General features: G+C 65.0%; 21 protein-coding genes. 14 read left to right on the top strand and 7 right to left on the bottom strand.

Annotated features, from left to right (window positions below; genetic code table 11):
• The first annotated feature begins 20 nt into the window (after window positions 1–20).
• From sufC to VVS03_RS00530, 5 genes are all read left to right on the top strand, one after another.
• Entirely contained in the window at window positions 21–779 is a 759-nt protein-coding gene (sufC, locus tag VVS03_RS00550) for a Fe-S cluster assembly ATPase SufC (protein ID WP_368533997.1), read from the top strand.
• Between the two features lie 11 nt (window positions 780–790).
• Complete coding sequence (locus VVS03_RS00545; protein WP_368533998.1) at window positions 791–2,035, top strand: cysteine desulfurase; 1,245 nt, start codon at window positions 791–793, stop codon at window positions 2,033–2,035.
• Complete coding sequence (gene sufU / locus VVS03_RS00540; RefSeq protein ID WP_368533999.1) at window positions 2,036–2,485, top strand: Fe-S cluster assembly sulfur transfer protein SufU; 450 nt, start codon at window positions 2,036–2,038, stop codon at window positions 2,483–2,485.
• Window positions 2,485–2,892, top strand: coding sequence for a metal-sulfur cluster assembly factor (locus VVS03_RS00535; RefSeq protein ID WP_368534000.1), 408 nt, complete (start codon window positions 2,485–2,487; stop codon window positions 2,890–2,892). Before sufU ends, VVS03_RS00535 begins: the two co-directional genes overlap by 1 nt.
• 93 nt (window positions 2,893–2,985) lie before the next feature.
• Window positions 2,986–4,617, top strand: coding sequence for an ABC-F family ATP-binding cassette domain-containing protein (locus VVS03_RS00530; protein ID WP_368534001.1), 1,632 nt, complete (start codon window positions 2,986–2,988; stop codon window positions 4,615–4,617).
• Between the two features lie 161 nt (window positions 4,618–4,778).
• Here VVS03_RS00530 and VVS03_RS00525 read toward each other — a convergent pair whose 3' ends face one another.
• The 3 genes from VVS03_RS00525 to VVS03_RS00515 form a co-directional block, all read right to left on the bottom strand.
• Window positions 4,779–5,036 (bottom strand): hypothetical protein, encoded by a 258-nt coding sequence (locus VVS03_RS00525; protein ID WP_368534002.1) that lies wholly within the window; start codon window positions 5,034–5,036, stop codon window positions 4,779–4,781.
• Window positions 5,037–5,177: 141 nt separating this feature from the next.
• A complete protein-coding gene (locus VVS03_RS00520) occupies window positions 5,178–5,468 on the bottom strand; it encodes a hypothetical protein (RefSeq protein WP_368534003.1) in 291 nt (96 codons plus the stop codon).
• Between the two features lie 6 nt (window positions 5,469–5,474).
• Complete coding sequence (locus VVS03_RS00515) at window positions 5,475–6,764, bottom strand: anion permease (RefSeq protein WP_368534004.1); 1,290 nt, start codon at window positions 6,762–6,764, stop codon at window positions 5,475–5,477.
• 318 nt (window positions 6,765–7,082) lie between these two features.
• On the opposite strand from VVS03_RS00515, the gene VVS03_RS00510 reads away from it, so the two are divergent.
• Together VVS03_RS00510 and VVS03_RS00505 are read left to right on the top strand one after the other, a co-directional pair.
• Window positions 7,083–7,334: a hypothetical protein gene (locus VVS03_RS00510; protein ID WP_368519312.1), complete on the top strand. Its 252-nt coding sequence runs from the start codon at window positions 7,083–7,085 to the stop codon at window positions 7,332–7,334.
• 63 nt (window positions 7,335–7,397) lie between these two features.
• Window positions 7,398–7,556 (top strand): hypothetical protein, encoded by a 159-nt coding sequence (locus tag VVS03_RS00505; RefSeq protein ID WP_368534005.1) that lies wholly within the window; start codon window positions 7,398–7,400, stop codon window positions 7,554–7,556.
• A gap of 10 nt (window positions 7,557–7,566) precedes the next feature.
• Here VVS03_RS00505 and VVS03_RS00500 read toward each other — a convergent pair whose 3' ends face one another.
• Both VVS03_RS00500 and VVS03_RS00495 read right to left on the bottom strand, forming a co-directional pair.
• On the bottom strand, window positions 7,567–8,931 hold the full coding sequence (locus VVS03_RS00500; protein ID WP_368534006.1) for a PFL family protein: 1,365 nt from the start codon (window positions 8,929–8,931) through the stop codon (window positions 7,567–7,569).
• Between the two features lie 15 nt (window positions 8,932–8,946).
• On the bottom strand, window positions 8,947–9,216 hold the full coding sequence (locus tag VVS03_RS00495) for an ACT domain-containing protein (protein ID WP_290221813.1): 270 nt from the start codon (window positions 9,214–9,216) through the stop codon (window positions 8,947–8,949).
• An 88-nt stretch (window positions 9,217–9,304) separates the two neighbouring features.
• Here VVS03_RS00495 and VVS03_RS00490 point away from each other — a divergent pair, with 88 nt between their 5' ends.
• From VVS03_RS00490 to VVS03_RS00470, 5 genes are all read left to right on the top strand, one after another.
• Complete coding sequence (locus VVS03_RS00490) at window positions 9,305–9,985, top strand: NAD(P)H-binding protein (protein WP_368534007.1); 681 nt, start codon at window positions 9,305–9,307, stop codon at window positions 9,983–9,985.
• A gap of 154 nt (window positions 9,986–10,139) precedes the next feature.
• Complete coding sequence (locus VVS03_RS00485; RefSeq protein WP_368534592.1) at window positions 10,140–11,138, top strand: nucleoside hydrolase; 999 nt, start codon at window positions 10,140–10,142, stop codon at window positions 11,136–11,138.
• A gap of 199 nt (window positions 11,139–11,337) precedes the next feature.
• Window positions 11,338–12,078, top strand: coding sequence for an ECF transporter S component (locus tag VVS03_RS00480; protein WP_368519319.1), 741 nt, complete (start codon window positions 11,338–11,340; stop codon window positions 12,076–12,078).
• A 21-nt stretch (window positions 12,079–12,099) separates the two neighbouring features.
• Window positions 12,100–12,870, top strand: a complete 771-nt coding sequence (locus VVS03_RS00475; RefSeq protein ID WP_368534546.1) for an ABC transporter permease — start codon at window positions 12,100–12,102, stop codon at window positions 12,868–12,870.
• On the top strand, window positions 12,861–14,081 hold the full coding sequence (locus tag VVS03_RS00470; protein WP_368534545.1) for an ATP-binding cassette domain-containing protein: 1,221 nt from the start codon (window positions 12,861–12,863) through the stop codon (window positions 14,079–14,081). Before VVS03_RS00475 ends, VVS03_RS00470 begins: the two co-directional genes overlap by 10 nt.
• Here VVS03_RS00470 and VVS03_RS00465 read toward each other — a convergent pair.
• On the bottom strand, window positions 14,078–14,647 hold the full coding sequence (locus tag VVS03_RS00465) for a TetR/AcrR family transcriptional regulator (protein ID WP_070768031.1): 570 nt from the start codon (window positions 14,645–14,647) through the stop codon (window positions 14,078–14,080). The genes VVS03_RS00470 and VVS03_RS00465 overlap by 4 nt on opposite strands.
• A 175-nt stretch (window positions 14,648–14,822) precedes the next feature.
• Window positions 14,823–17,639: an aconitate hydratase gene (gene can / locus VVS03_RS00460; protein WP_368521156.1), complete on the bottom strand. Its 2,817-nt coding sequence runs from the start codon at window positions 17,637–17,639 to the stop codon at window positions 14,823–14,825.
• Window positions 17,640–18,016: 377 nt separating this feature from the next.
• On the opposite strand from can, the gene VVS03_RS00455 reads away from it, so the two are divergent.
• Both VVS03_RS00455 and VVS03_RS00450 read left to right on the top strand, forming a co-directional pair.
• Complete coding sequence (locus VVS03_RS00455) at window positions 18,017–18,505, top strand: DUF6676 family protein (RefSeq protein WP_368534009.1); 489 nt, start codon at window positions 18,017–18,019, stop codon at window positions 18,503–18,505.
• 875 nt (window positions 18,506–19,380) lie between these two features.
• Window positions 19,381–21,255 (top strand): DIP1281 family NlpC/P60 protein, encoded by a 1,875-nt coding sequence (locus VVS03_RS00450; RefSeq protein WP_409338387.1) that lies wholly within the window; start codon window positions 19,381–19,383, stop codon window positions 21,253–21,255.
• The last annotated feature ends 20 nt before the right edge of the window (window positions 21,256–21,275 follow it).

Genomic DNA, 21,275 nt, shown 5'->3' with positions numbered 1-21,275 from the left:
AACAGAAAGATTAAATCGCTATGTCAACTCTGGAAATCAAGAACCTCCACGCCCAGGTGCTCCCGAACGAAGAGGGCGAAGAGCCCAAGGAGATCCTCAAGGGCGTGAACCTGACCATTAACTCCGGCGAGACCCACGCCATCATGGGCCCGAACGGCTCCGGCAAGTCCACCCTGTCTTACGTCATCGCCGGCCACCCGAAGTACGAGGTCACCGAGGGCGAAGTCCTCCTCGACGGCGAGAACGTCCTGGACATGGAAGTAGACGAGCGCGCCCGCGCCGGCCTCTTCCTGGCCATGCAGTACCCGACCGAGGTCCCGGGCGTGAAGATGAGCCAGTTCCTGCGCTCCGCCGTCACCGCTACCCGCGGCGAGGCCCCGAAGCTGCGCGAGTGGAACAAGGAACTGACCGCGGCCCGCGAGCAGCTGCAGATCGATAAGTCCTTCGCTCACCGCTCCGTGAACGAGGGCTTCTCCGGCGGCGAGAAGAAGCGCCACGAGGTCATGCAGCTGGACATCCTGAAGCCGAAGATGGCCATCATGGACGAGACCGACTCCGGCCTGGACGTGGACGCGCTGCGTATTGTCTCCGACGGCATCAACCAGTACCAAGAAGAGACCAACGGCGGCATCATGCTGATTACGCACTACAAGCGCATCCTCAACTACGTGAAGCCGGATTACGTCCACGTTTTCGCTCACGGCCAGATTGTGAAGACGGGCGGCGCCGAACTGGCGGACCAGCTCGAGGCCGAGGGCTACGACAAGTTCGTCAAGTAAAGCTGGAAACTATGTCAGCACTAGATACTCAAGCTATTCGGGCGCAGTTCCCCGTCCTAAGCCGCACCGTGCGCGGGGGTAAGCCGCTGGTCTACCTCGATTCCGGGGCGACCTCGCAGCGGCCCCTGCCGGTGTGGAAGGCGGAGGAGGACTTCGTCCTGCACACCTTCGCACCCGTCCACCGCGGCGCCTACCAGTTGGCCGAGGAAGCTGACGATGCCTACGAGTCTTCCCGCCAGGCAATCGCCGCCTTCGTGGGCGCCGACCGGGACGAGATCGCGTTTACCAAGAACGCGACGGAGGCCCTCAACGAGGTGGCCTACGTCTTGGGCGACGACCGCGCCGGTGACCTAGCCGTTACGGCCGATGACACCATCGTCATCACCGAGCTGGAGCACCACGCCAACCTGGTTCCGTGGCAGGAACTGGCCCGCCGCACGGGCGCCACCCTGAAGTGGTACTCGGTGACCGAGGGCGGGCGCATCGACCTGGACTCCCTGGAGCTCGACGAGTCGGTCAAGGTGGTCGCGTTCACCCACCAGTCGAACGTGACCGGGGCCGTCGCCGACGTCGCGGAGATCGTCTCCCGGGCGAAGGCCGTGGGCGCTCTCACGGTCTTGGACGCCTGCCAGTCCGTCCCGCACATGCCGGTGGATTTCCACGCCCTAGACGTGGATTTTGCCGCCTTCTCCGGGCACAAGATGTGTGGTCCTTCCGGCATCGGCGTGCTCTACGGCAAGGCCGAGCACCTCAAGGCCCTCCCGCCGTTCTTGACGGGCGGCTCGATGATCGAGGTCGTCAAGATGGAGGGCACCACCTTCGCCGCGCCGCCGCAGCGTTTCGAGGCCGGTACCCAGATGACCAGCCAGGTCGTTGGCCTCGGTGCAGCGGTCAAGTACCTGTCCGAGATCGGCATGGACAACATCCAGGCGCACGAGCATGAGCTGACCGAGTACGCGCTGGAGCAGCTGAAGCAGATCGAGGGCCTGACCATCGTGGGGCCCACAACGGCGGAGCGCCGCGGCGGGGCGATTTCCTTCCTCGTCGACGGGGTTCACCCGCACGATATGGGCCAGGTGCTCGACGATCAGGGTGTGGCCATCCGCGTGGGTCACCACTGCGCGTGGCCGGTGCACCGCGCGGTCGGCGTTCAGTCCACGGCGCGCGCTAGCTTCTACCTGTACAACACGCGCGAGGAGGTCGACCAGCTGGTCGCCGCCATCAAGAAGGCGCAAGAATTCTTTGGGGTGGTGTAGATGCTGGATTCGATGTACCAAGAGGTGATCCTGGATCACTACAAGAACCCGCAGTACAAGGGCCTGCGGGAGGGCCACCAGGCGGAGGTTCACCACGTGAACCCGTCCTGCGGCGACGAGCTGACCTTGCGCGTCAAGCTGTCCGCCGACGGCAAGACCGTCGAGGACATTTCCTACGACGCGGAAGGGTGCTCGATTTCCCAGGCCTCGACCTCGGTGATGGCCGAGGAGATCGTGGGCCAGCCGCTGGAGGTGGCCAACCAGAAGCTCGCCGAGTTCGAGAAGATGGTGACCTCGCGCGGCAAGGAAGAGGGCGACGACGAAATCATCGGTGACGGCGTGGCCTTCGCCGGGGTTTCCCAGTACCCAGCCCGAGTCAAATGCGCGTTGCTAGGCTGGAAGGCATTCCAAGCCGCTGCAGGCGACGCACTCAACGAATTGGAGCATTAATGACCCAGCCCACTGACCCGTACCAGAACGAGTCCTCGAACTTCGATGGGGGCCGCGAGCGCCCAGAGCAGACCGAGGAGCAGATCGCGAAGGCCTACGACGTCGCTGAGTTCCTCCGTGACGTCATCGACCCCGAGCTCGGCATCAACGTCGTCGACCTCGGCTTGGTCTACGAGATCTGGATGGAAGAAAACGAGGGCAAGGAAAAGGCCGTCGTTAACATGACGCTGACCTCTCCGGCGTGCCCGTTGACCGACATCATCGCCGAACAGGCCGAACAGGCGGTCGTGGGCAACAAGGTTGCCGACGAGTTGGAAATCAACTGGGTCTGGATGCCGCCGTGGGGTCCGAACATGATCACCGAGGAGGGGCGCGAACAGCTCCAGGCCCTCGGGTTCGCCGTCTAGGCTCAACTCCGATTTCTCTCACTTAGCCAGGCTCCTTGGCTCGCCCAGGGGGCCTGGCTTTGTGCTGTCCGGAAGTTGATAGACTGGCGGGTTGTGATTGTTACCAATGACTTGGAAGTTCGCGTCGGCGCCCGTACTTTGCTTAACGCCCCGGGCCAACACCTGCGCGTCCAGCCGGGGGACCGCATCGGGCTCATCGGGCGCAATGGTGCCGGAAAGACCACCACGATGCGCATCCTGTCGGGGGAGACGGAGCCCTACGGCGGGTCGGTGACCACTTCCGGGCCCATCGGCTACCTGCCGCAGGACTCCCGGGAGGGCAATATCGAGCAGTCCGCGCGCAACCGCGTGCTTTCTGCCCGCGGCCTGGATGAAATCCAGCGTTCCATGGAAAAGCAGCAGCACATCATGGAAAACACCGACGACGACGACAAGCGCGACAAGGCGATCGCGAAGTTCTCCCGCCTGGAGGAGCGCTATCAGGCGCTGGGCGGCTACGAGGCCGCGGCCGAGTGCGCCCAGATCTGTGACAACCTGGGCCTGCCACAGCGCGTGCTGGACCAGCAGCTCAAGACCCTGTCAGGCGGCCAGCGCCGCCGTGTGGAGCTGGCGCAGATCCTCTTTTCCGCCACCGCGGGCGCGGGCAAGTCGAACACGACCCTGTTGTTGGACGAGCCGACCAACCACCTGGACGCGGACTCGATTACCTGGCTGCGCGGCTTCCTGGCCAAGCACGAGGGCGGCCTCATCATGATCTCCCACGACGTGGAGCTGCTCGATGCCGTCTGCAATAAGATCTGGTTCCTCGACGCGGTCCGTGCGGAGGCCGATGTCTACAACATGGGGTACAAGAAGTACCTGGACGCCCGCGCTACCGACGAGGCCCGCCGGCGCCGCGAGCGCGCCAACGCGGAGAAGAAGGCCGCGGCGTTGCACAAGCAGGCCGCGAAGCTGGGGGCGAAGGCGACGAAGGCCGCGGCCGCGAAGCAGATGCTCGCCCGCGCTGATCGCATGATGAACGAGCTGGACGAGGTGCGGGTGAGCGACAAGTTCGCGAGCATCAAGTTCCCGGAGCCCGCACCCTGCGGCAAGACCCCGATGAACGCCAAGGGCCTGACCAAGATGTACGGCTCCCTGGAGGTCTTCGCCGGCGTGGACCTGGCCATCGACAAGGGCTCCCGCGTGGTGGTACTCGGCACCAACGGCGCGGGCAAGACCACCTTGCTCAAGCTGCTCGCCGGGGTGGAACGCACCGATGGCGAAGGCGGCATCGTTAGCGGCCACGGCCTGCGCATCGGCTACTTCGCCCAGGAGCACGACACCATCGACGGCGACAAGACCGTGTGGGAAAACACCATCGAGGCCTGCCCGGAGGCCGGCCAGCAGGACCTGCGCGGCTTGCTCGGCGCGTTCATGTTCTCCGGCGACAAGCTGGAGCAACCCGCCGGCACGCTCTCCGGCGGTGAGAAGACCCGCCTGGCCCTGGCCACGCTGGTCTCCTCGCGCGCCAACGTCCTGCTGCTGGACGAGCCGACCAACAACCTGGACCCGATTTCCCGCGAGCAGGTCCTGGACGCTCTGCGCACCTACACCGGGGCCGTCGTCCTCGTGACCCACGATCCGGGCGCGGTCAAGGCCCTCGAGCCCGAGCGCGTCATCATCATGCCCGACGGCGACGAGGACCTCTGGTCGGACGAGTACATGGAGATCGTCGAGCTGGCCTAGACGCCTTAGCGCTTAGGCCCCCAGCCGGCTCTTAGCGCTTACTCCCCAGCCGGCCCTGCGCCCAGGCGGCAGGGCAGTGGTGGGGAAGATCGAGACAGTAAAGCACCGCCGCGGGTTGCTAGGAAGGCAGCCGCGGCGGTGCTTTTATGTACGGGTTGGCTTTAGCGCAGCCAGCCGAAGCTGAGTAGAAATGCTTCGAGCTGCATCATCTCGTCGGTATCGGGGGCGTGGCCGGCGATAGCTTCGAAGGCCGCTGCGGCCTCCTTGGTGCTCGCCGGGGTCGAGTCGGCCGCGACCAAGTATTCTGCTACCGCGGCGTCGACCGGGGTAGCGGAAAGGGTATCCACGCCGGTACCGGTGAGCGAATCCTTGAACGTATCAGCAATGCCATCCAGGATGGTGCGCATTGTGGTCATCATGATTCACCTCCACGTGAATACGGATCGTCTCGATAGTTGATTGCTCAATTATAGGACGGTCGTTTTGTGAAAGCAACCTCTAGGTAACCGCGTGTTAACCTTTTGTTCACTTTATGGCGGGGCGGTGTGACCCCGCCGGTTTTAGAGGTCGCCGAAGAGCTCCATGCCGAAGTAGTGGGCGATGGTGTCGCGAGCAATCCAGACGATGGCTAGGAGGATGACGGCAGCGAGCACGGCGTAAACGGTCCAGCCAAGCACCTTCATCTGCGGGCTGGCCGGGGTGTCGTCCACCACGACGCCATCGGCGTTACGGATGGGATCGCCGGTCATGCAGCGCATGCCGAGTGAAAACAGGAGCGGGATGCCGGCGCCAAAGAGGAGGGCGAGGCCGGCGACGTGGAGGATGGACTGGAAAATCTCGGTGACGGTCATGGCTTTTTAGTGACCTTCCTGCGCGTTAGCGGATTCGGATGCGGCGACCGGTGCGGCGGTAGCGGTGGCGGCGGGGACCGGCTCCTTGAGGTGTGCCATGGAGGAGTCAACGGACTCCGCGTCCTTGTTCCAGTCCTCGTTGACGTTGGAGGCATCCACCGGGTTCATGCGGGAGCGGACGACGATGAGGGTGGCCATGGCGATCAGGAGGACGAAGTCCACGATGGCGCCCACCGTCAGCGAAGAGAAGGCGGATATGCCGTGGGCGAGCCACCAACTGACAAAGCCGACGAAGGCGGCGCAGGGCAGCGTGATCAGCCAGGCCGCGGCCATACGCATGGCCACGCCCCAGCGGACGTCCGCGCCGCGCTTACCGATGCCGGTGCCCATGATGGAGCCAGTCGACACGTGCGTGGTGGACAGTGCCATACCGCCGGTGGCGGAGGTCAGGATGATGGCGGCCGAGGTTGCCTCAGCGGCCATGCCCTGCGGGGACTCGATTTCGACCAAGCCCTTGCCCAGGGTCCGGATAACACGCCAGCCGCCGGAGAGCGTGCCGGCGGCAATTGCCACAGCACAGGCAACGATTACCCAGGTCGGGATGCGCGCCTCAGCGGAGGTCTCGCCTGCGGCCACCAGGGCCAGGAAGATAACGCCCATCGTCTTCTGTGCATCGCCGGCGCCGTGTGCCAAGGACACCAGGCAGGCGGTCACGATCTGGCCGTGGCGGAAGTGTTCGTTCTTGACCTTCGTCGGGATGGTGTTGGTGACCCAGTAGACCAGGGCGGTGGCGCACGCGGAAACCAGCGCGGCGATGACGGGGGAGGCCAGAGCCGGGATGATGATCTTGCCGGCGATGGAGGACCACTCCACGCCGCCGGCGCCCATGGCTGCGAAGGCCGCGCCAATCAGGCCACCAAACAGCGCGTGGGAGGAGCTCGACGGCATGCCCAGCAGCCAGGTGAACAGGTTCCACAGGATGCCGCCGATAAGGCCGGTGAAGACCACCATTAGCAGGGCTGGGCCGTCGGCCGGCACTGCACCGGTGCCCGCGCCGGAAAGATCGTAGGAGTCCAGGTTGACGATCCCCTTGGCCACCGTAGCGGCCACGTTGACGGAGAGGAACGCGCCCACCAGGTTCAATGCCGCGGAGATAGCTACCGCGGTAAAAGGCTTGAGCGCTCCCGTGGCAATCGAGGTCGCCATGGCGTTGGCCGTGTCGTGGAAACCGTTGGTGAAATCAAACGCGATGGCGGTAATCACCACGATCCCCAGGATGATCAGAGTCGCTGTCACAGTGTCGGCCCCTTGCAGTGCATGAATTAAGTAGTACAGAGTGCATCTGCGGCGCCCAAGCGTCGCGGACGGTCCGAAACATTACTCCTGCCTCGAGATTTAAACAATTTAGCTCATGCACCTATCTGAATTCTCACACTAAATTAATTCCCAGGTTGCCCGGAGTTAACCGAGTGTTAACTTACATTGGCTTTTCCACCTCCGCGGAGGTGGCTAACGCAACATTAAAAGCCCCGATTTCCCCCGAATCAAACACTAAAATAGGGGTTACCATTTCACTACTTTGCGCCGACCGTGACGCAGGAAAAGGAGTCCACCATGTCCTGTTCGTGGGATAAGTGCCAGCACGACCTGAACAAGCGCTGGTCGCAGCTTTCTTCAGCCGAGCAAAAGGGCGTTATCGGCGCCCTCGTTCTGGACGGCGTCCTCAAGGCGACCGCGTGGCACTACCTCTACCACCTGCCCAGCCGCAAGATCCGCGGACCGAAGTGGCTCTGGGCCATCATCACCGCCGTCATCGGCACCTTCGGCCCTGCCGGCTTCCTCCTGGGCGGCATCCGGCGCCGTTAAAACCTGACGCACTTAGTGACAGCCCTGGCATTGGCTAGGCTGTCACTTTTTCTTGTTCGGGGAGTGGCATTCGCTAGCCCCGCGGGGCGGCGCTTCGCGCTTTTCCTACTGGAAATCCCGCCGGCTCCGGTCGCCGGTGGGCTGGCCGGGTTGGGCGGGGTGGTCTGCCTGGTCGGGGTGGGCGCCTTCAAGGCGGCTGACCCTGGCGACCAGGCGGAGTAGGGAATGGATCCTAGTTGCGGAAACCGTGGACCGGAGCGGGGATGAAGCCGCCGCGGTTGATGAACTGGGAGTTGCCCACGGTGTTGACTGGGATGACGGGGGCGTAGCCCAGCAGGCCGCCGAAGTTGACCTCGTCGCCGATCTGGGCGCCGGGCACCGGGATGACGCGCACCGCGGTCGTCTTATGGTTCATCATGCCGATGGCCGCCTCGTCGGCGATCATGCCGGCGATGGTGGTGGCGGAGGTATCACCGGGCAGGGCAATCATGTCGAAGCCGACGGAGCAGATGGAGGTCATCGCCTCCAGCTTGTCCATGGAAATGGCCCCGGACTTGACCGCGTCGATCATGCCCTTGTCCTCGGAAACCGGGATGAAGGAACCCGACAGGCCGCCGACGCGGGAGCAGGCCATCATGCCGCCCTTCTTGACGGCATCGTTAAGCAGCGCCAGCGCAGCGGTGGTGCCGTGGGTGCCGACCTGGTCCAAGCCCATGTGCTCGAGGATGTGAGCGACGGAGTCGCCTAGCTCGGCGGTGGGTGCCAGGGACAGGTCCACGATGCCGAAGGGGACGCCGAGGCGCTCCGCGGCGAGGTTGCCCACCAGCTGGCCGGCGCGGGTGATCTTGAACGCGGCCTTCTTGACCTCTTCGGCGACCTCGTTGAGGGTCGCGCCCTCCAGCGAACCCAAGGCGCGGTCGACTACGCCTGGGCCGGACACGCCCACGGAGACGACGCAGTCGGGCTCCTCGATGCCGTGGAAGGCACCCGCCATGAACGGGTTATCGCCCACGGAGTTGGCGAAAACAACCAGCTTGGCGCAGGCGATGGCGGAATTGTCGCGGGTCAGTTCCGCGGATTCCTTGATGACCTCTCCCATGCGCTTGGCGGCGTTCATGTTGATGCCGGCGCGGGAGGAGGCGATGTTGACCGAGGAGCAGACGAGTTCGGTGGTGGACAGGGCCTCCGGGATGGAGTCGATGAGCTTCTTTTCCGCGGAGGTAGCGCCCTTTTCCACGAGGGCGGAATAACCGCCCACGAAGTTCACGCCGACTTCCTTGGCGGCGCGGTCGAGGGCCTCGGCGACCTCGACGGGGTTGCCTTCGACGCCGGCGACCACGAGGGAGACCGGGGTGACGGAGATGCGCTTGTTGACAATCGGGATGCCCAGCTCGGTCTCGATACCGCGGGCGACCTCGACCAGGCGCTCGGCGCGCTGGGTCACCAGGTCGTAGACCGCCTCGGCGGTGGCGGACATCGTGGGGCGGGTGCAGCCGAGCAAGGAGATGCCCATCGTGACCGTCCGGATGTCCAGGCGGTACTTGTCGATCATCTCGATGGTCTCGAGGACCCGGTGAGTATTGAACGTGTTAACCATGAATCCAGACTCTCCTTAGACCTCGTTCATAGTGGTGAACAGTTCTTCGGATTGGATGCGAATGGACTGCTTCTTCGCCTCCGCGACCGGATCCATCTTCGACTGGATTTCGGCAATAGAGGTGGCGGAATCATCAAACTCGACCCGCAGAATCATCGTGAAAAATCCCGACATCAACGTCTGGGAGATGTCAACAATATTCACATCGAGCTCGGCGAGCTGGGTGGACACGGAGGCAACAATACCGGTGGAATCCACACCGGTCACGGTCATAATCGCAAACATGTCCCTATTGTATCTGTCACTCCACAGGTGGCGGGCTAATGGGCAAAATCGGCAAGGTAATTCGCCTCACGTTGGTACGGTGGGGCTTATGACTGCGAACAAAGTACTCAAGGTCCTCATCATTGGCGGGCACGGCAAGGTCGCCCAGCTCGCCGCGCCGAAGCTGCGCGAGGCCGGCGCCGAAGTCACCTCGCTCATCCGCAACCCGGAGCAGCAGGCCGACATCGAAAAGCTGGGGGCGACGCCGTACCTGGCGGACGTCACCCAACTAACTGTGGAGGACTGGGCCCAGCTGGAGAGCCAGTTCGACGCGGTGGTCTGGTCGGCTGGCAACGGTGGCCGCGGCGGCGAGCAGGTCACCATCGACGTCGACCAGGACGCCGCGCTGGCCAGCATCCACGGCCTCGAGCAGCTGCGCGATCAGGGCGCGAAGGTCCCGCGCTACGTCATGGTCTCCTACAAGGGCGCGACGCAGGCGGAGTTCGACCCGGATCACGACCTCTATACCTATTCGCTAGCCAAGAAGGCCGTGGACGACTACCTGAACTCCACGGACCTGGAGTATGTCATCTTGGGGCCGGCGGTGCTTACCGACGAGCCGGCGGCGGGCATTCAGCTCGTTGCCGATCAGCCCGCGACCTCCACCGATGAGCACACCTCCCGTGAGCTGGTGGCCGCGGTCATCACCGAGGTCGTTACCCGCGAGCAGACCCCGCACAGCCCGGTTTCCTTCGTCGACGGCGAAGGGACGCTCGGCGAAATCGCCTAAACGGGAGACCGTCTGTCGGTCCCGCAGACTTCGTCGATCGCGGAGATTCTCGAGAATATTGGAGGCTCTGGAGACTTCGGAGACTTCGCGGGCCGTGCAGACTCTGGAGACTGTGGGCAGTAAGAAAAGACTTGAGGTGGAGGCCAAAGACCAGATGGCGGATGAACGCGTGAACTCAGCAGCGGGGCAGACACCGCGCAGGGTCCTGCTGGACTGCGACCCCGGCATCGACGATGCCGTGGCGATCCTCTACCTGGCCGGGCGGCACCACGCCGGGGAAATCGACCTGGTCGGGGTGAGCACCATGGGTGGCAACGCCACCGCCAAGCAGACCGCGGTTAACGCCCGCTGGCTCCTAGACGCCTGCGGACTCCCGGATATCCCCGTGGGCGTCGGGGAGGCCGGCCCCGCCGACCGCGAGCTGGTCACCACCCCGGAGACCCACGGCCCCAGCGGCCTGGGGCACTTCGACGCGCACCTGGCCGACGGGGCAGAGCCGAAACGATCGTGGCGGGAGCTGTGGCAGCAGTGCCTGGACGGGGAGGAGCCCGTAGATCTCATCGTGACCGGACCGCTGACGAACGCGGCGCAGTGGGATAACCTCGCGAGGTTCCGCCAGGTCACCGTCATGGGCGGGGCCGTCAACTACCGCGGCAACACCACCCCGACCGCCGAGTGGAACTTCTGGGTGGACCCTTTGGCCGCCCACCGCTTCTTCCACGCCCAACTGCCGCCGGTGGTGCTGTGTTCGCTGGAGGTGACCGAGCAATTCCTCATCACCCCGGAGCGCGCCGATCGGTTGGCGGGCGTGCTTGATAATGCGGACCTGGCCGAGGCGATGCTCGAGATGCTGCGGTTCTACTTCGAGTTCCACGACGCGCAAGGCGAGGGCTACCAGGCCCAGGTCCACGACGCCGTAACCGCGATCGTGACGCTGGGCGCGTGCGCCTATGATGCCGTGCCCACCACCATGGACGTCGAGGTCGACAGCCCACTGCTGCGGGGCACGAGCGTGGCCGACCTGCGCGGGCACTGGGGCCGCGACGCCAACGCTTCGCTCGTGACCGGGGTGGACATCGACCGCGCCCACGCGGAATTGGAGCGGGGCTGGCGGCTGCTAGCCGAATTCGGGCTACAGCACCCGGAACGCTAAGATAGCCACCGTACAGCTGCTGGCTCGAGGTGACATAGAGCAGGCAGCACGGCAATAGCCGTGCTTTTCCTATCCACTACCAACCCGTAGGTGGTCAATTTCTATGTCCCCACTGTTTTCAAAGTCCGCTCCATCTGCTGATTCCGCCGAGACGCGAACCCCCGGCCCGGCCAAGCTCAGCGCCGGCCGCCGCGCCCTCATGGTGGCCGGCGCCCTGGTCGTCGCCGGCACCTGGATCTACCTGGTTCTGCTGCGGCCCACGGATTGGGAGTCCGTGGCCGGCAGCCCCGAGGCACTAATTACCCTGGCCGGCTATTTCGGCGGGGCAGCGCTGCTGCTCGCCGGCGCGCTGCCGTCGCTATCCGCCGAGGCAATCGCCCTCATCCCGGTCTGCTTGGTCATCAACATCGTCATCGGTGAGCTCATCGGCTCGATCGGCGTGCCGCTCTACCTAGATTCCCTGGGCACCGTCCTGATGGCGGCCCTGCTCGGCCCAGTGGCCGGCCTGGCCACCGGCACGCTGTCATCCGTGGTCTGGGGCTTTATCAACCCGGCCGCCCTGCCGTTTGCGGCGGTGTCGGCGGCCACGGGGTGGATGGCCGGGTGGGCCATCCAGCGCGGTGCCTTCCAACGCATCTGGCGCATCGTGGTCAGCGGCGCCATCATCGGCATCGTTAGCGGCATGCTCGCCGCTCCGGTCGCGGCCTTCGTCTACGGCGGCACGGCGGGTCTGGGCACGGGCGCGTTGGTCTCGGTCTTCCGCGAATTCGGCAATTCCCTCCTCGCGTCGGTGACCATGCAGTCGCTGGTCTCCGATCCGCTCGACAAGATCGTGGTCCTTGCAGTCGTGGCGCTCACGGTGAAGGCGCTGCCGCAGCGAGTCCTCAAGCGCCTGCACCCGGCAGTGCAGCCGCGCCAGGACGCCGAGACGAAGTCCTAGCCGCCGGGAATACCAACCGATATGGGCATGGGGATGGGGACGGGCCAGGGCCCGGCCGCGGGCACGCGCGGTGGCGGTAACGCGCCGCGGGCGCCGCAGCGCAGGCTCCACCCGGCGACGCCTGCGACTTTTGCCGCGGTGGCGCGGTTGCTGGTCATCGCGCTGAACCACCCGGCGGTCTCCGCGGTGGTGCTGGGGCTCGCGCTGGTAGTCGGCACCTACCGCGGCCGCGGGCCGGCGGTGGCCATGATGACCTGCGCTATTTCTCTGCCCGCGGCGCTGTCGATGGTCGCCATCCACGCCCCGCACGGTCAGGACCAGATCTTTGCTTTCGTCACCCGCGACGGGTTGGTCCTGGCCGGGGTCTTGTCGCTGCGGTTTTTCGCGCTCGTCGCGGTGGTACTCGCCGCGGTGGCCTGCGTGGACGTGCCCGACGTTGCCAAGGCGATCCAGGCCTCTAAGGCCGGGCACAAGGTGGCCTATATCGTGGGCGCCTCGTTGCAGCTGCTGCCGCGGGGCACCCGGGTCGTCGGCGTAGTCCGGGACGCTAACCGCCTGGAAGGCCGCGCGCCTAGCTGGCGGAACCTGGCCAGCCGCTATATCGGCCCGGTGGTCTCCTTGCTGCTGTACCAAGCCACGGCGCAGGCCAAGGCACTCACCGCCGTCGGCTTCGACCAGCCCGGCCCGCGCACGGTGCTCCGCCCGGTCCCGGACACCCTAGGCCAACGGGTCTTCCGCTGGGCCGCCGTAGTCGCCGGGCTGGCCGTCGTGGGGTGGTCGCTATGGAGTTAGCCCAGCTGGCCGACCGCGTTCGGGAGTCCTCCGCGCGGTTGGTGCAAGTCGTGGTGCCGTATAGCTACCAGGTTGAAGACGTCGCCGAGGCGCTGGCCGGCGCGCTGGAGACCCAGGCGGTGCTAGGCGCTGACCCGCAGGTGCACATCTCCGCGCTGCGTTCCACGGTCATTGAGGAACTGGCCATCCCGCTCGAGCACGCCGGCTGGACGCGGGAGAGCATGGAATGCCGGTGCACCGCGGTGCTCGCGCAAGTGGGCTTAAGCGAGCACGCGGAGCGCGACCCGCGGCAACTGTCCGGCGGCCAGACCCGCCGTCTGGCTATCGGCGCGCTGACCATCGTCTCCCCGGCAGCGGTCGTGCTGACCGAGCCGCTCGCGGGCCTGGACAGTAGGTCCCGGGCGGGCATCGTCGAGCTCCTCCACGCTTTGGACGGCAGCCGGGTGGTGACGATCAGCCACGCCGTGGAAGAAGACCTGGGTGGCGAGGTCGTCGCCCTCGCCGCCACCACGGACGAGCCGGACCTGGCTGCCGGGGTGCAGGCCCTCGACCTGCCGGGTGCCGGGACGAGGATAGAGCCCGCGGCCGGGTCGGTAGCGGATGCGGCGGGGGAGAGCCTGCCCGTGCGGGACCTGGTGGTGCGCCGCGGGGCGGGCCGGCGGCGCTGGTGGCAGTTCCGGCAGACCCAGGACCCGGGTTTTCAGGTGGGTCCGGTCGACTTCGATCTCGTACCCGGTCGGGTGCTGTGGGTGCGCGGGGACAACGGCAGCGGGAAGACCACGCTGGTGCGCGCGTTGGCGGGCCTGGATGGCCATGAACCGGTTTGTGACTCCGTCGCGGCCTGCCTGCAGTCGCCCTTCGACCAGGTGGCGGCCCCCACCGTGGAGACGATGCTGGGCTCGGCACAGGCGTGCAGGCAACTCGGCCTTGACCCCCAAACGCACCCTTTGGACCTGCCGGTCTCCCAGCTGCGGGTGGCCCAGGTTGTCGCCACCGCCCGGCGGGCGGCCCGCGTCGTAGTCTTCGACGAACCGGATACCTACCTCGCGCCCGCCCACCGAGAGGTCATCGCCGGACTTATCGCCCGGGTGGCGGCCACGGGCGCGGCGGTGGTGTTGACCTGCCACAACGAAAAATTCGTGCACGACCTGCCTGCGGGGCTGGCCGTGCACGAATTGTGGCTGGGGCGGACGGGGAAGGACCTGTCCTAGTCGACGCCGTCCTTGCGGATGGAGTGCTCGACGATGTCGAGGACGCTGCTTAGCCGCTGGGTATCACCCATGGCCAGCCGGTTGATGAACCCGTCCATGAAGGTCTCCAGGTAGATGACCAGGGTCTCGACGGGGACGTCGTCGCGCAGCCGGCCCTTCTCCGCGTTGGAGTACAGGCGCTGGCGGACCGCGTCGTCCAGGATGGACTGGTGGTCCTTCCAGCGGGCACGGAAGGAGGCATCCGTGCGCAGCAGCGAGATGATCTCCAGGCGGGTGGCCAGCCAGTCGTAACGCTCCGGCTGGTTGAGCATGTTGCGCATGACCTCAACCAAGCCCTCGCGGGCGACGACCTCCGCCTGGCGGGCGGCGTCCTCGCGGGCCAGGGCCAAAAACAGCGACTCCTTGTCACCGAAATGGTGGAAGATAGCACCGCGGGACTTGCCTGTCGCTTCCTCCAACAGGCGCACCGTGGCACCCTCGTAGCCATGCTCCGCGAAGCAGCGCCGAGCACCTATCAGGATGTCGTGGCGGCGCCGGTTGAGTTCGCTATCGCTGACGATGGGCATGTTGTGACCTCTTGCTCTGTGGGTGGACGTGGACAGGAAATTGCGCGTAGGCGCATGAGCCCCGCGGGGCGGGTGCGGGAATAGCTAAAGGGGGCCGCGAGGCTCCCGCAGGTTGACGCCGCGGGAGTGCAGCCCCCTCTAACTTCAGGGTGCGGCTATATCGAGCCTAGCCAGCTTAGGACTTAACCATCTGGCGCAGCACGAACTGGAGGATGCCGCCGTGGCGGTAGTAGTCAGCCTCACCAGGGGTGTCGATGCGCACGTCGGTGTCGAACTCGACGGTGGAGCCGTCCTCCTTGGTGGCGGTGACGTGGACCTCCTTCGGGTGGCCCTCGTTGTTGAACTCGCTCAGGCCAACGATGTCGAAGGTTTCGGTGCCGTCCAAGCCGAGGGACTCGTGGGAGTCGCCGTCCTTGAACTGCAGCGGAGCCACGCCCATACCGATGAGGTTGGAGCGGTGGATGCGCTCGTAGGACTCGGTGATGACGGCCTTGACGCCCAGCAGGTTGGTGCCCTTAGCAGCCCAGTCACGGGAGGAACCGGTGCCGTATTCCTTACCAGCCAGAACGACCAGCGGGGTGCCCTGCTCCTTGTAGTTCTGAGCAGCGTCGTAGATGAACGCCTGCGGGCCACCCTCCTGGGTGAAGTCGCGGGTGTAGCCGCCGGTCACGTCCACCAGCTGGTTAGCCAGGCGGATGTTCGCGAAGGTACCGCGGACCATGACCTCGTGGTTACCACGACGGGAGCCCAGGGAGTTGTAGTCCTTGCGGGCCACGCCGTGCTCGTCCAGGTACTGGGCGGCCGGGGTGCCCGGCTTGATGGCGGAAGCGGGGGAGATGTGGTCGGTGGTGACCGAGTCGCCCAGCTTCACCAGGACGCGAGCGCCCTTGATGTCTTCGACGTCGCCCGGCTCGAGCTGCATGCCCTCGAAGTACGGTGCCTTGCGGACGTAGGTGGAGTTCTCGTCCCACTCGAAGGTCTCGCCCTCCGGAACGTCCAGGTTGCGCCATGCGTCGTCGCCCTTGAAGACGTCGGCGTAGTCGGCCTCGTACATCTCGCGGGAGATAGCGGACTGGATGGTCTCCTCAATCTCCTCGGTGGACGGCCAGATGTCCTTCAGGAAGACGTCGTTGCCGTCCTGGTCCTGGCCCAGGGCCTGGTTCTCGAAGTCGAAGTCCATGGTGCCGGCGATAGCGTAGGCGATGACCATGATCGGGGACGCCAGGTAGTTCATCTTGACGTCCGGGGAGATGCGGCCCTCGAAGTTACGGTTACCGGACAGGACTGCGGTAGCAGCCAGGTCGTGCTCGTTGATGGCGTCGGAGATCTCGTCCGGCAGCGGGCCGGAGTTACCGATGCAGGTGGTGCAGCCGAAGCCGGAGAGGTAGAAGCCCAGAGCCTCGAGGTCCTTCCACAGGTCGGCGCGCTGGAAGTAGCCGTCGACAACCTGGGAACCCGGGGCGCAAATGGTCTTGACCCACGGCTTGGAGTGCAGGCCCTTCTTAGCCGCGTTGCGGGCAATCAGGCCGGCGCCGACCATGACGGACGGGTTCGAGGTGTTGGTGCAGGAGGTGATGGAGGCGATAGCCACCATGCCGTGGTCCAGGGTGTACTCGCCACCGTTCGGGGAGTTGACCACGACCGGGTGGGACTGACGTCCGGAGGAACCCTTGGCGGCGGACTCGTTGTTGCCCGCGCGGGACTGGTTCAGGCCGCCGGTGACGTCGACGTCGTCGTCCGGAGCGCCGCCCTCGTCGGTCATGCGCTTGGCCTCAACGGTGGTCTCGTCGACGATGACCTCGTCGGTGGTGTAGTTGCCCAGGTCCTTACGGAACTGCTCCTTGGCCTCGGACAGCAGGATGCGGTCCTGCGGGCGCTTCGGGCCGGCGATGGACGGAACCACGGTGCCCAGGTCGAGCTCGAGGTACTCGGAGTACTCGGCCTCCGGAGCGTCCTGCTCCAGCCACATGCCCTGTGCCTTGGCGTACTCGCGGACACGGTCGATCTGCTCTTCCGGACGGCCGGTGAGCTCGAGGTACTTGATGGTCTCTTCGTCGATCGGGAAGATGGCCGCGGTGGAGCCGAACTCCGGGGACATGTTGCCGATGGTGGCGCGGTTAGCCAGCGGGACGGACTTGACGCCGTTGCCGTAGAACTCGACGAACTTGCCGACAACGCCCTGCTGACGCAGCATCTCGGTGATGGTCAGAACGACGTCGGTAGCGGTCACGCCGACCGGGATCTCACCGGTCAGCTTGAAGCCGACGACCTTCGGGATGAGCATGGAAACCGGCTGGCCCAGCATGGCAGCCTCGGCCTCGATGCCGCCGACGCCCCAGCCCAGGATGCCCAGGCCGTTTTCCATGGTGGTGTGGGAGTCGGTACCGATACAGGTATCCGGGTAAGCCAGGCCCTCGTTGTCGAAGACGACGCGGGACAGGTACTCGATGTTGACCTGGTGGACAATACCGGTTCCCGGGGGCACCACGCGGAAGTTGGAGAAGTTCTCGGAGCCCCAGCGGAGGAACTGGTAGCGCTCCTCGTTGCGCTGGTACTCGATCTCGACGTTCTTCTCGAGAGCGTCGGAGGAACCGAAGGCCTCGGTGATAACGGAGTGGTCGATGACCATCTCGGCCGGGTTCAGCGGGTTGACCTGATCCGGGGTGCCGCCCAGAGCGGACACGGCCTCGCGCATGGTGGCCAGGTCGACCACACAGGGAACGCCGGTGAAGTCCTGCATCAGAACGCGGGCCGGGGTGAACTGGATCTCGGTGTCCGGCTCAGCCTTCGGGTCCCAGTTGGCCAGGGCATCGATGTGCTCCTTGGTCACGTTCTTGCCGTCTTCGTGGCGCAGCAGGTTCTCGCCGAGGACCTTCAACGAGTAGGGCAGCTTGGACATGCCCTCGACAGCGTTGATGTCAAAGTAATCGTAGGACTTGCCGTTGACGTCAAGAGTCTTCTTGGCGCCGAAAGAGTTCAAGCTTTCAGTCACAGGGAGCTCCATTCCTTGTTTGAGAACTAAGATGTTCGCCATCGTCGCTCAGGTATTAGTTCCGCATACTCGCCCGAGCGCCCCGCGTGAGCGGGGAAACTAGGGCGAAGTTAATAGCCATGGGATATATACTTCGGAGACGACGTGAACGCGATGGTTCATTTATCCATCATAGATGGCTGAACCGTCGACTGCCTTAACTATAACAGTACGCGCGTTCTGTTTCCAGCATTTTGACGCTTCGCGGCGAGTCGGATGCGCGTGGGGTGCGAGTTGATGCGTAATGTGGCCCCGTAAACAATCCCACCGGGTCCGGTCTATTCCCAGCTCAACGCACTGTTGGGGAAGGACCTGGGATGCGACAAGGAGACGAGACGATGATTCCGCAAGGGGTAGATGTTCCGGACTTGGCGGAACAGCTGGACCAGGATTCGGTTGCATTTACTAACCCCGTTTTAGCGGGGGACCCGGGTGCGCAGGCGGACGCGCAGGCCTCGTTGCGGGACGGCGACGGGATTGCCGTCGTGGACATCGCGGGCGGTTCGCCGGCCGATTATCGCGACGTCGCCCAGGAGCTGCAGGACGCCACCGGCCTGGATACGGTCATCGTCCAGTCTCCCGGAACTATCTCTGTGGTTAGTGATTCCTTGTCCCGCGCCGAGATTGAATCTGCCCAGGCCGGGGTCCCTACAGGGCTGGTGCAATCCGAGGCCCTCGACGCCTTCTATGTCGGCGTCGACCAGACTCCGTTTAGCTACGTGTCCGCTGCGATGGTCGTGGTCGCGGTTCTTGCCGTGGTCGGGGCAATCTGGGCCTTCCGGCAGGCGGTTCGCGGCGTCCAGCGAACCGAACCGGCGCCGGCCTAGAGGGGTAGTGCGGGTGTCGCCGGCAGTAGGCGCAGCCGCCGGCGCTAGGTGTCCGCGCTAAGAGCGTAACGATTGTCCATGTAACGATAGGGCCGCTTCTGGTCGTGGGGCCCGGGAATAAATCGGGGTCGGTAGGTGTTAAGGGGCGCCGCCGTTAGGCGCAGTGGTCAACCTTGTAGGGTTGACCACTTTTTCGATCCGCACGCCCGTCGGTGGGGCACGTGTTACATGATCGAGCAAGAAAAGCACGAAAGTGACGAAACTCACAGGCTTAGTCTCAAGTTGGTAACGGTGCTGGTGACGGCGAAATGTTAAGTGCTGTGACTTTACTTAACTCGTGTGGTTTGTGAGAAACCTATGCGAGATATGGCGTATGTGCTTTATGGTTTCCATAGCAACTCATGAGGTGAATTGTGGAACATGGTTCACGGATTGAGGCTTGACTGGAACGTTCAGACGTACGCGGTACGGGCATGTGGGGAAGCACGCCAAGACCGGGCGAAGGGCCGTTGTGGTTGGGGTTCAACCGTTTGCCGAGTCCGGCAGTTGGCCTATGGGTTGGAGTTAATGTCCAATCTTTGTATTGCCAGCAGGCTAGGAGGAGACAAGTCGTAGGCCTTTACCTTTGTTCTTAAGTGTCGTGCCCATACCGACGGTCTTTCGTTCCGCGATGACCGATTTGCGGGGTGGCTGCTGCGCCCGGAGCTCATGCCGATGGGGAAGTCTGTGCCTGAGTCCGCCCAACAGCCGTTCCCATAGACGGGATGGGTGAGCGCGCTCTTCTGCTCACGGTTGAGAACCTGCGGCTTCGGCATACCTTTGTGCGAGGTAGGCCTGTCTCAACACGCCTAGCTTGCTGGCCAAGGAGCATATTCGTGGCCACCACATCCAATGTGAACGCGCGGAGTAATTCCGGCCGTTCTTTCAAGTCCCGTTTCCGGGCGGCGTTTTCCGCTGTTGCCTGTACGGCAGCGTTGTCTACCGTCGCCACTTTGACCCCGACTGTTGCCAACGCCGATGAGCCGGGCGACGACCTGAAGCGCCTGACCCGGGAACTGACCCGCGGTAGCAGCTCGATCTCCGACGTCGCCGGCGCCATTGCCGACGTCCAGGGCGAGATCTCTCGCCTGGAGGGCGAGATCGGTCGCTACCGCGAGATCGTCAACCAAGCCCTGGTCGACCTCCAGGACGCGCGCACCGAGGCCCAGCAGGCCCGCGACGGCGCCGCCACCGCCAAGGAAGAACTCAACGGCGCCCAGGTCGACGTCGAAAAGGCGCAGGAAAAGCTCGACGAGATTTCCCGCTCGGTCTACCGCCGCTCCGGTACCTCGGACGCGGTGACCAACGCCGCCGGCGCCGACGCGCGGGCGGAGAAGTTGGAGCGCCAGAGCTACCTGGCGGGCCAGTCCGATAAGCAGCGTGCTGTCGTCGAAGACCTGGAAAAGGTCCGCACGCAGAAGGCCAACAAGGAATCCCAGCTGCGCCTGGCCAAGGAACTGGCCGACCAGCGCGAGGAGCGCGCGACCTCCGCCGAAGAGGACGCCCGCAAGACCCTGGAAGACTCCCTGGCCGAGGTGGAAAAGATCTCCGCCGAGCGCGACGAACTGGCGCACCAGGAAGAAGACGCCCAGGAAGCATTGGATGAGGCCCGCGGTCACTCGCACAGCGCTAACCGCGGCGCTGAAAACTCCGACAAGGACGACAACCAGTCTGCTGCTAGCGGCCGCTCGCAGTCCGCGACTGCGACCTCGACGGCCGCCCCGCGGGAGGAGTCGACCTCCACTCGCGCGGGCGCTGAAAACAACACCTCGGCGCAGGCCTCGACCTCGGAGAGCGCCTCCGCGTCCGAGTCTTCTACCTTGACCGAGTCCGCTGGTTCGTCTGAATCCGCGGAGCCGACCGAGGCCCGCGATTCCTCGGCTACCTCCACCAGCGCGGAGAGCGCCGGTGCGGGCAACAACGGCTCGCAGCAGGATGAGCCGACCGTGCAGGGGCTCGAGTCGGCACCGCGTTCCGGTGCCGGCGATGCCGACGCCGGCGACCAGCTGAGCGCTCGCGAGGATGGTTCTTCGGCAGAGGACATGGCAGTGCTGTCGAGCGCGGCCATGGCCGTGGCGGAGGGCATTGTGGCCGGTTCTCAGCCGGTGCACTCGCAGCTCGAGGAGGCTACCGCGGACGAGTCCACCGGTAGCCTGCCGGCCCTGCAGGGCGAGGGCCAGGGCGAAGAGGACGCAGACCTGACGAGCCAGCTGGGCGGCGTGCTGGAGGAGCTCGAGACCTCTGACTCGGTGACCGAAGAGGCCAGCGACGCAGTCTCCGACATGGGCCGCGAGGCCCAGATCGAGGCCGTCATCGCGCGAGCTGAGTCCCAGATCGGCGTGCCTTACGCCTGGGGCGGCGGCGACGCCAACGGCCCGACCCAGGGCATCCGCGACGGCGGCGTGGCCGACTCCTTCGGCGACTACAACAAGGTCGGCTTCGACTGCTCCGGCCTGGTGCTCTACGCCTTCGCCGGCGTGGGCATCTCCCTGCCGCACTTCACCGGTTACCAGTACAACCACGGCGAGAAGATCCCGACCTCCGAGATGGAGCGTGGCGACCTGATCTTCTACGGCCCCAACGCCTCGCACCACGTCGCCATCTACTTGGGTGACGGCATGATGCTGGAGGCCCCGCAGTCGGGCCAGAACGTGCAGAAATCTCCGGTGCGTTACGGGGGTATGGCACCGTATGCCGTACGTCTCATCTAGCGTCGCCAAATATTAAGCCA

The sequence above is a fragment of the Corynebacterium sp. LK2537 genome, assembly GCF_040946485.1.
GTDB lineage: Bacteria > Actinomycetota > Actinomycetes > Mycobacteriales > Mycobacteriaceae > Corynebacterium.
Note: the sequence above shows the minus strand (reverse complement) of the source record. Positions and strands in the feature narration are given on the sequence as shown.

What these genes read in the sequence shown, in the direction of transcription:
- sufC (WP_368533997.1), top strand. Translation starts at nt 21, where the DNA reads ATGTCAACTCTGGAAATCAAGAACCTCCACGCCCAGGTGCTCCCGAAC.
- VVS03_RS00545 (WP_368533998.1), top strand. Translation starts at nt 791, where the DNA reads ATGTCAGCACTAGATACTCAAGCTATTCGGGCGCAGTTCCCCGTCCTA.
- sufU (WP_368533999.1), top strand. Translation starts at nt 2,036, where the DNA reads ATGCTGGATTCGATGTACCAAGAGGTGATCCTGGATCACTACAAGAAC.
- VVS03_RS00535 (WP_368534000.1), top strand. Translation starts at nt 2,485, where the DNA reads ATGACCCAGCCCACTGACCCGTACCAGAACGAGTCCTCGAACTTCGAT.
- VVS03_RS00525 (WP_368534002.1), bottom strand. Translation starts at nt 5,036, where the DNA reads ATGATGACCACAATGCGCACCATCCTGGATGGCATTGCTGATACGTTC.
- VVS03_RS00520 (WP_368534003.1), bottom strand. Translation starts at nt 5,468, where the DNA reads ATGACCGTCACCGAGATTTTCCAGTCCATCCTCCACGTCGCCGGCCTC.
- VVS03_RS00510 (WP_368519312.1), top strand. Translation starts at nt 7,083, where the DNA reads ATGTCCTGTTCGTGGGATAAGTGCCAGCACGACCTGAACAAGCGCTGG.
- VVS03_RS00500 (WP_368534006.1), bottom strand. Translation starts at nt 8,931, where the DNA reads ATGGTTAACACGTTCAATACTCACCGGGTCCTCGAGACCATCGAGATG.
- VVS03_RS00495 (WP_290221813.1), bottom strand. Translation starts at nt 9,216, where the DNA reads ATGTTTGCGATTATGACCGTGACCGGTGTGGATTCCACCGGTATTGTT.
- VVS03_RS00490 (WP_368534007.1), top strand. Translation starts at nt 9,305, where the DNA reads ATGACTGCGAACAAAGTACTCAAGGTCCTCATCATTGGCGGGCACGGC.
- VVS03_RS00485 (WP_368534592.1), top strand. Translation starts at nt 10,140, where the DNA reads ATGGCGGATGAACGCGTGAACTCAGCAGCGGGGCAGACACCGCGCAGG.
- VVS03_RS00480 (WP_368519319.1), top strand. Translation starts at nt 11,338, where the DNA reads ATGGTGGCCGGCGCCCTGGTCGTCGCCGGCACCTGGATCTACCTGGTT.
- VVS03_RS00475 (WP_368534546.1), top strand. Translation starts at nt 12,100, where the DNA reads ATGGGCATGGGGATGGGGACGGGCCAGGGCCCGGCCGCGGGCACGCGC.
- VVS03_RS00470 (WP_368534545.1), top strand. Translation starts at nt 12,861, where the DNA reads ATGGAGTTAGCCCAGCTGGCCGACCGCGTTCGGGAGTCCTCCGCGCGG.
- VVS03_RS00465 (WP_070768031.1), bottom strand. Translation starts at nt 14,647, where the DNA reads ATGCCCATCGTCAGCGATAGCGAACTCAACCGGCGCCGCCACGACATC.
- VVS03_RS00455 (WP_368534009.1), top strand. Translation starts at nt 18,017, where the DNA reads ATGATTCCGCAAGGGGTAGATGTTCCGGACTTGGCGGAACAGCTGGAC.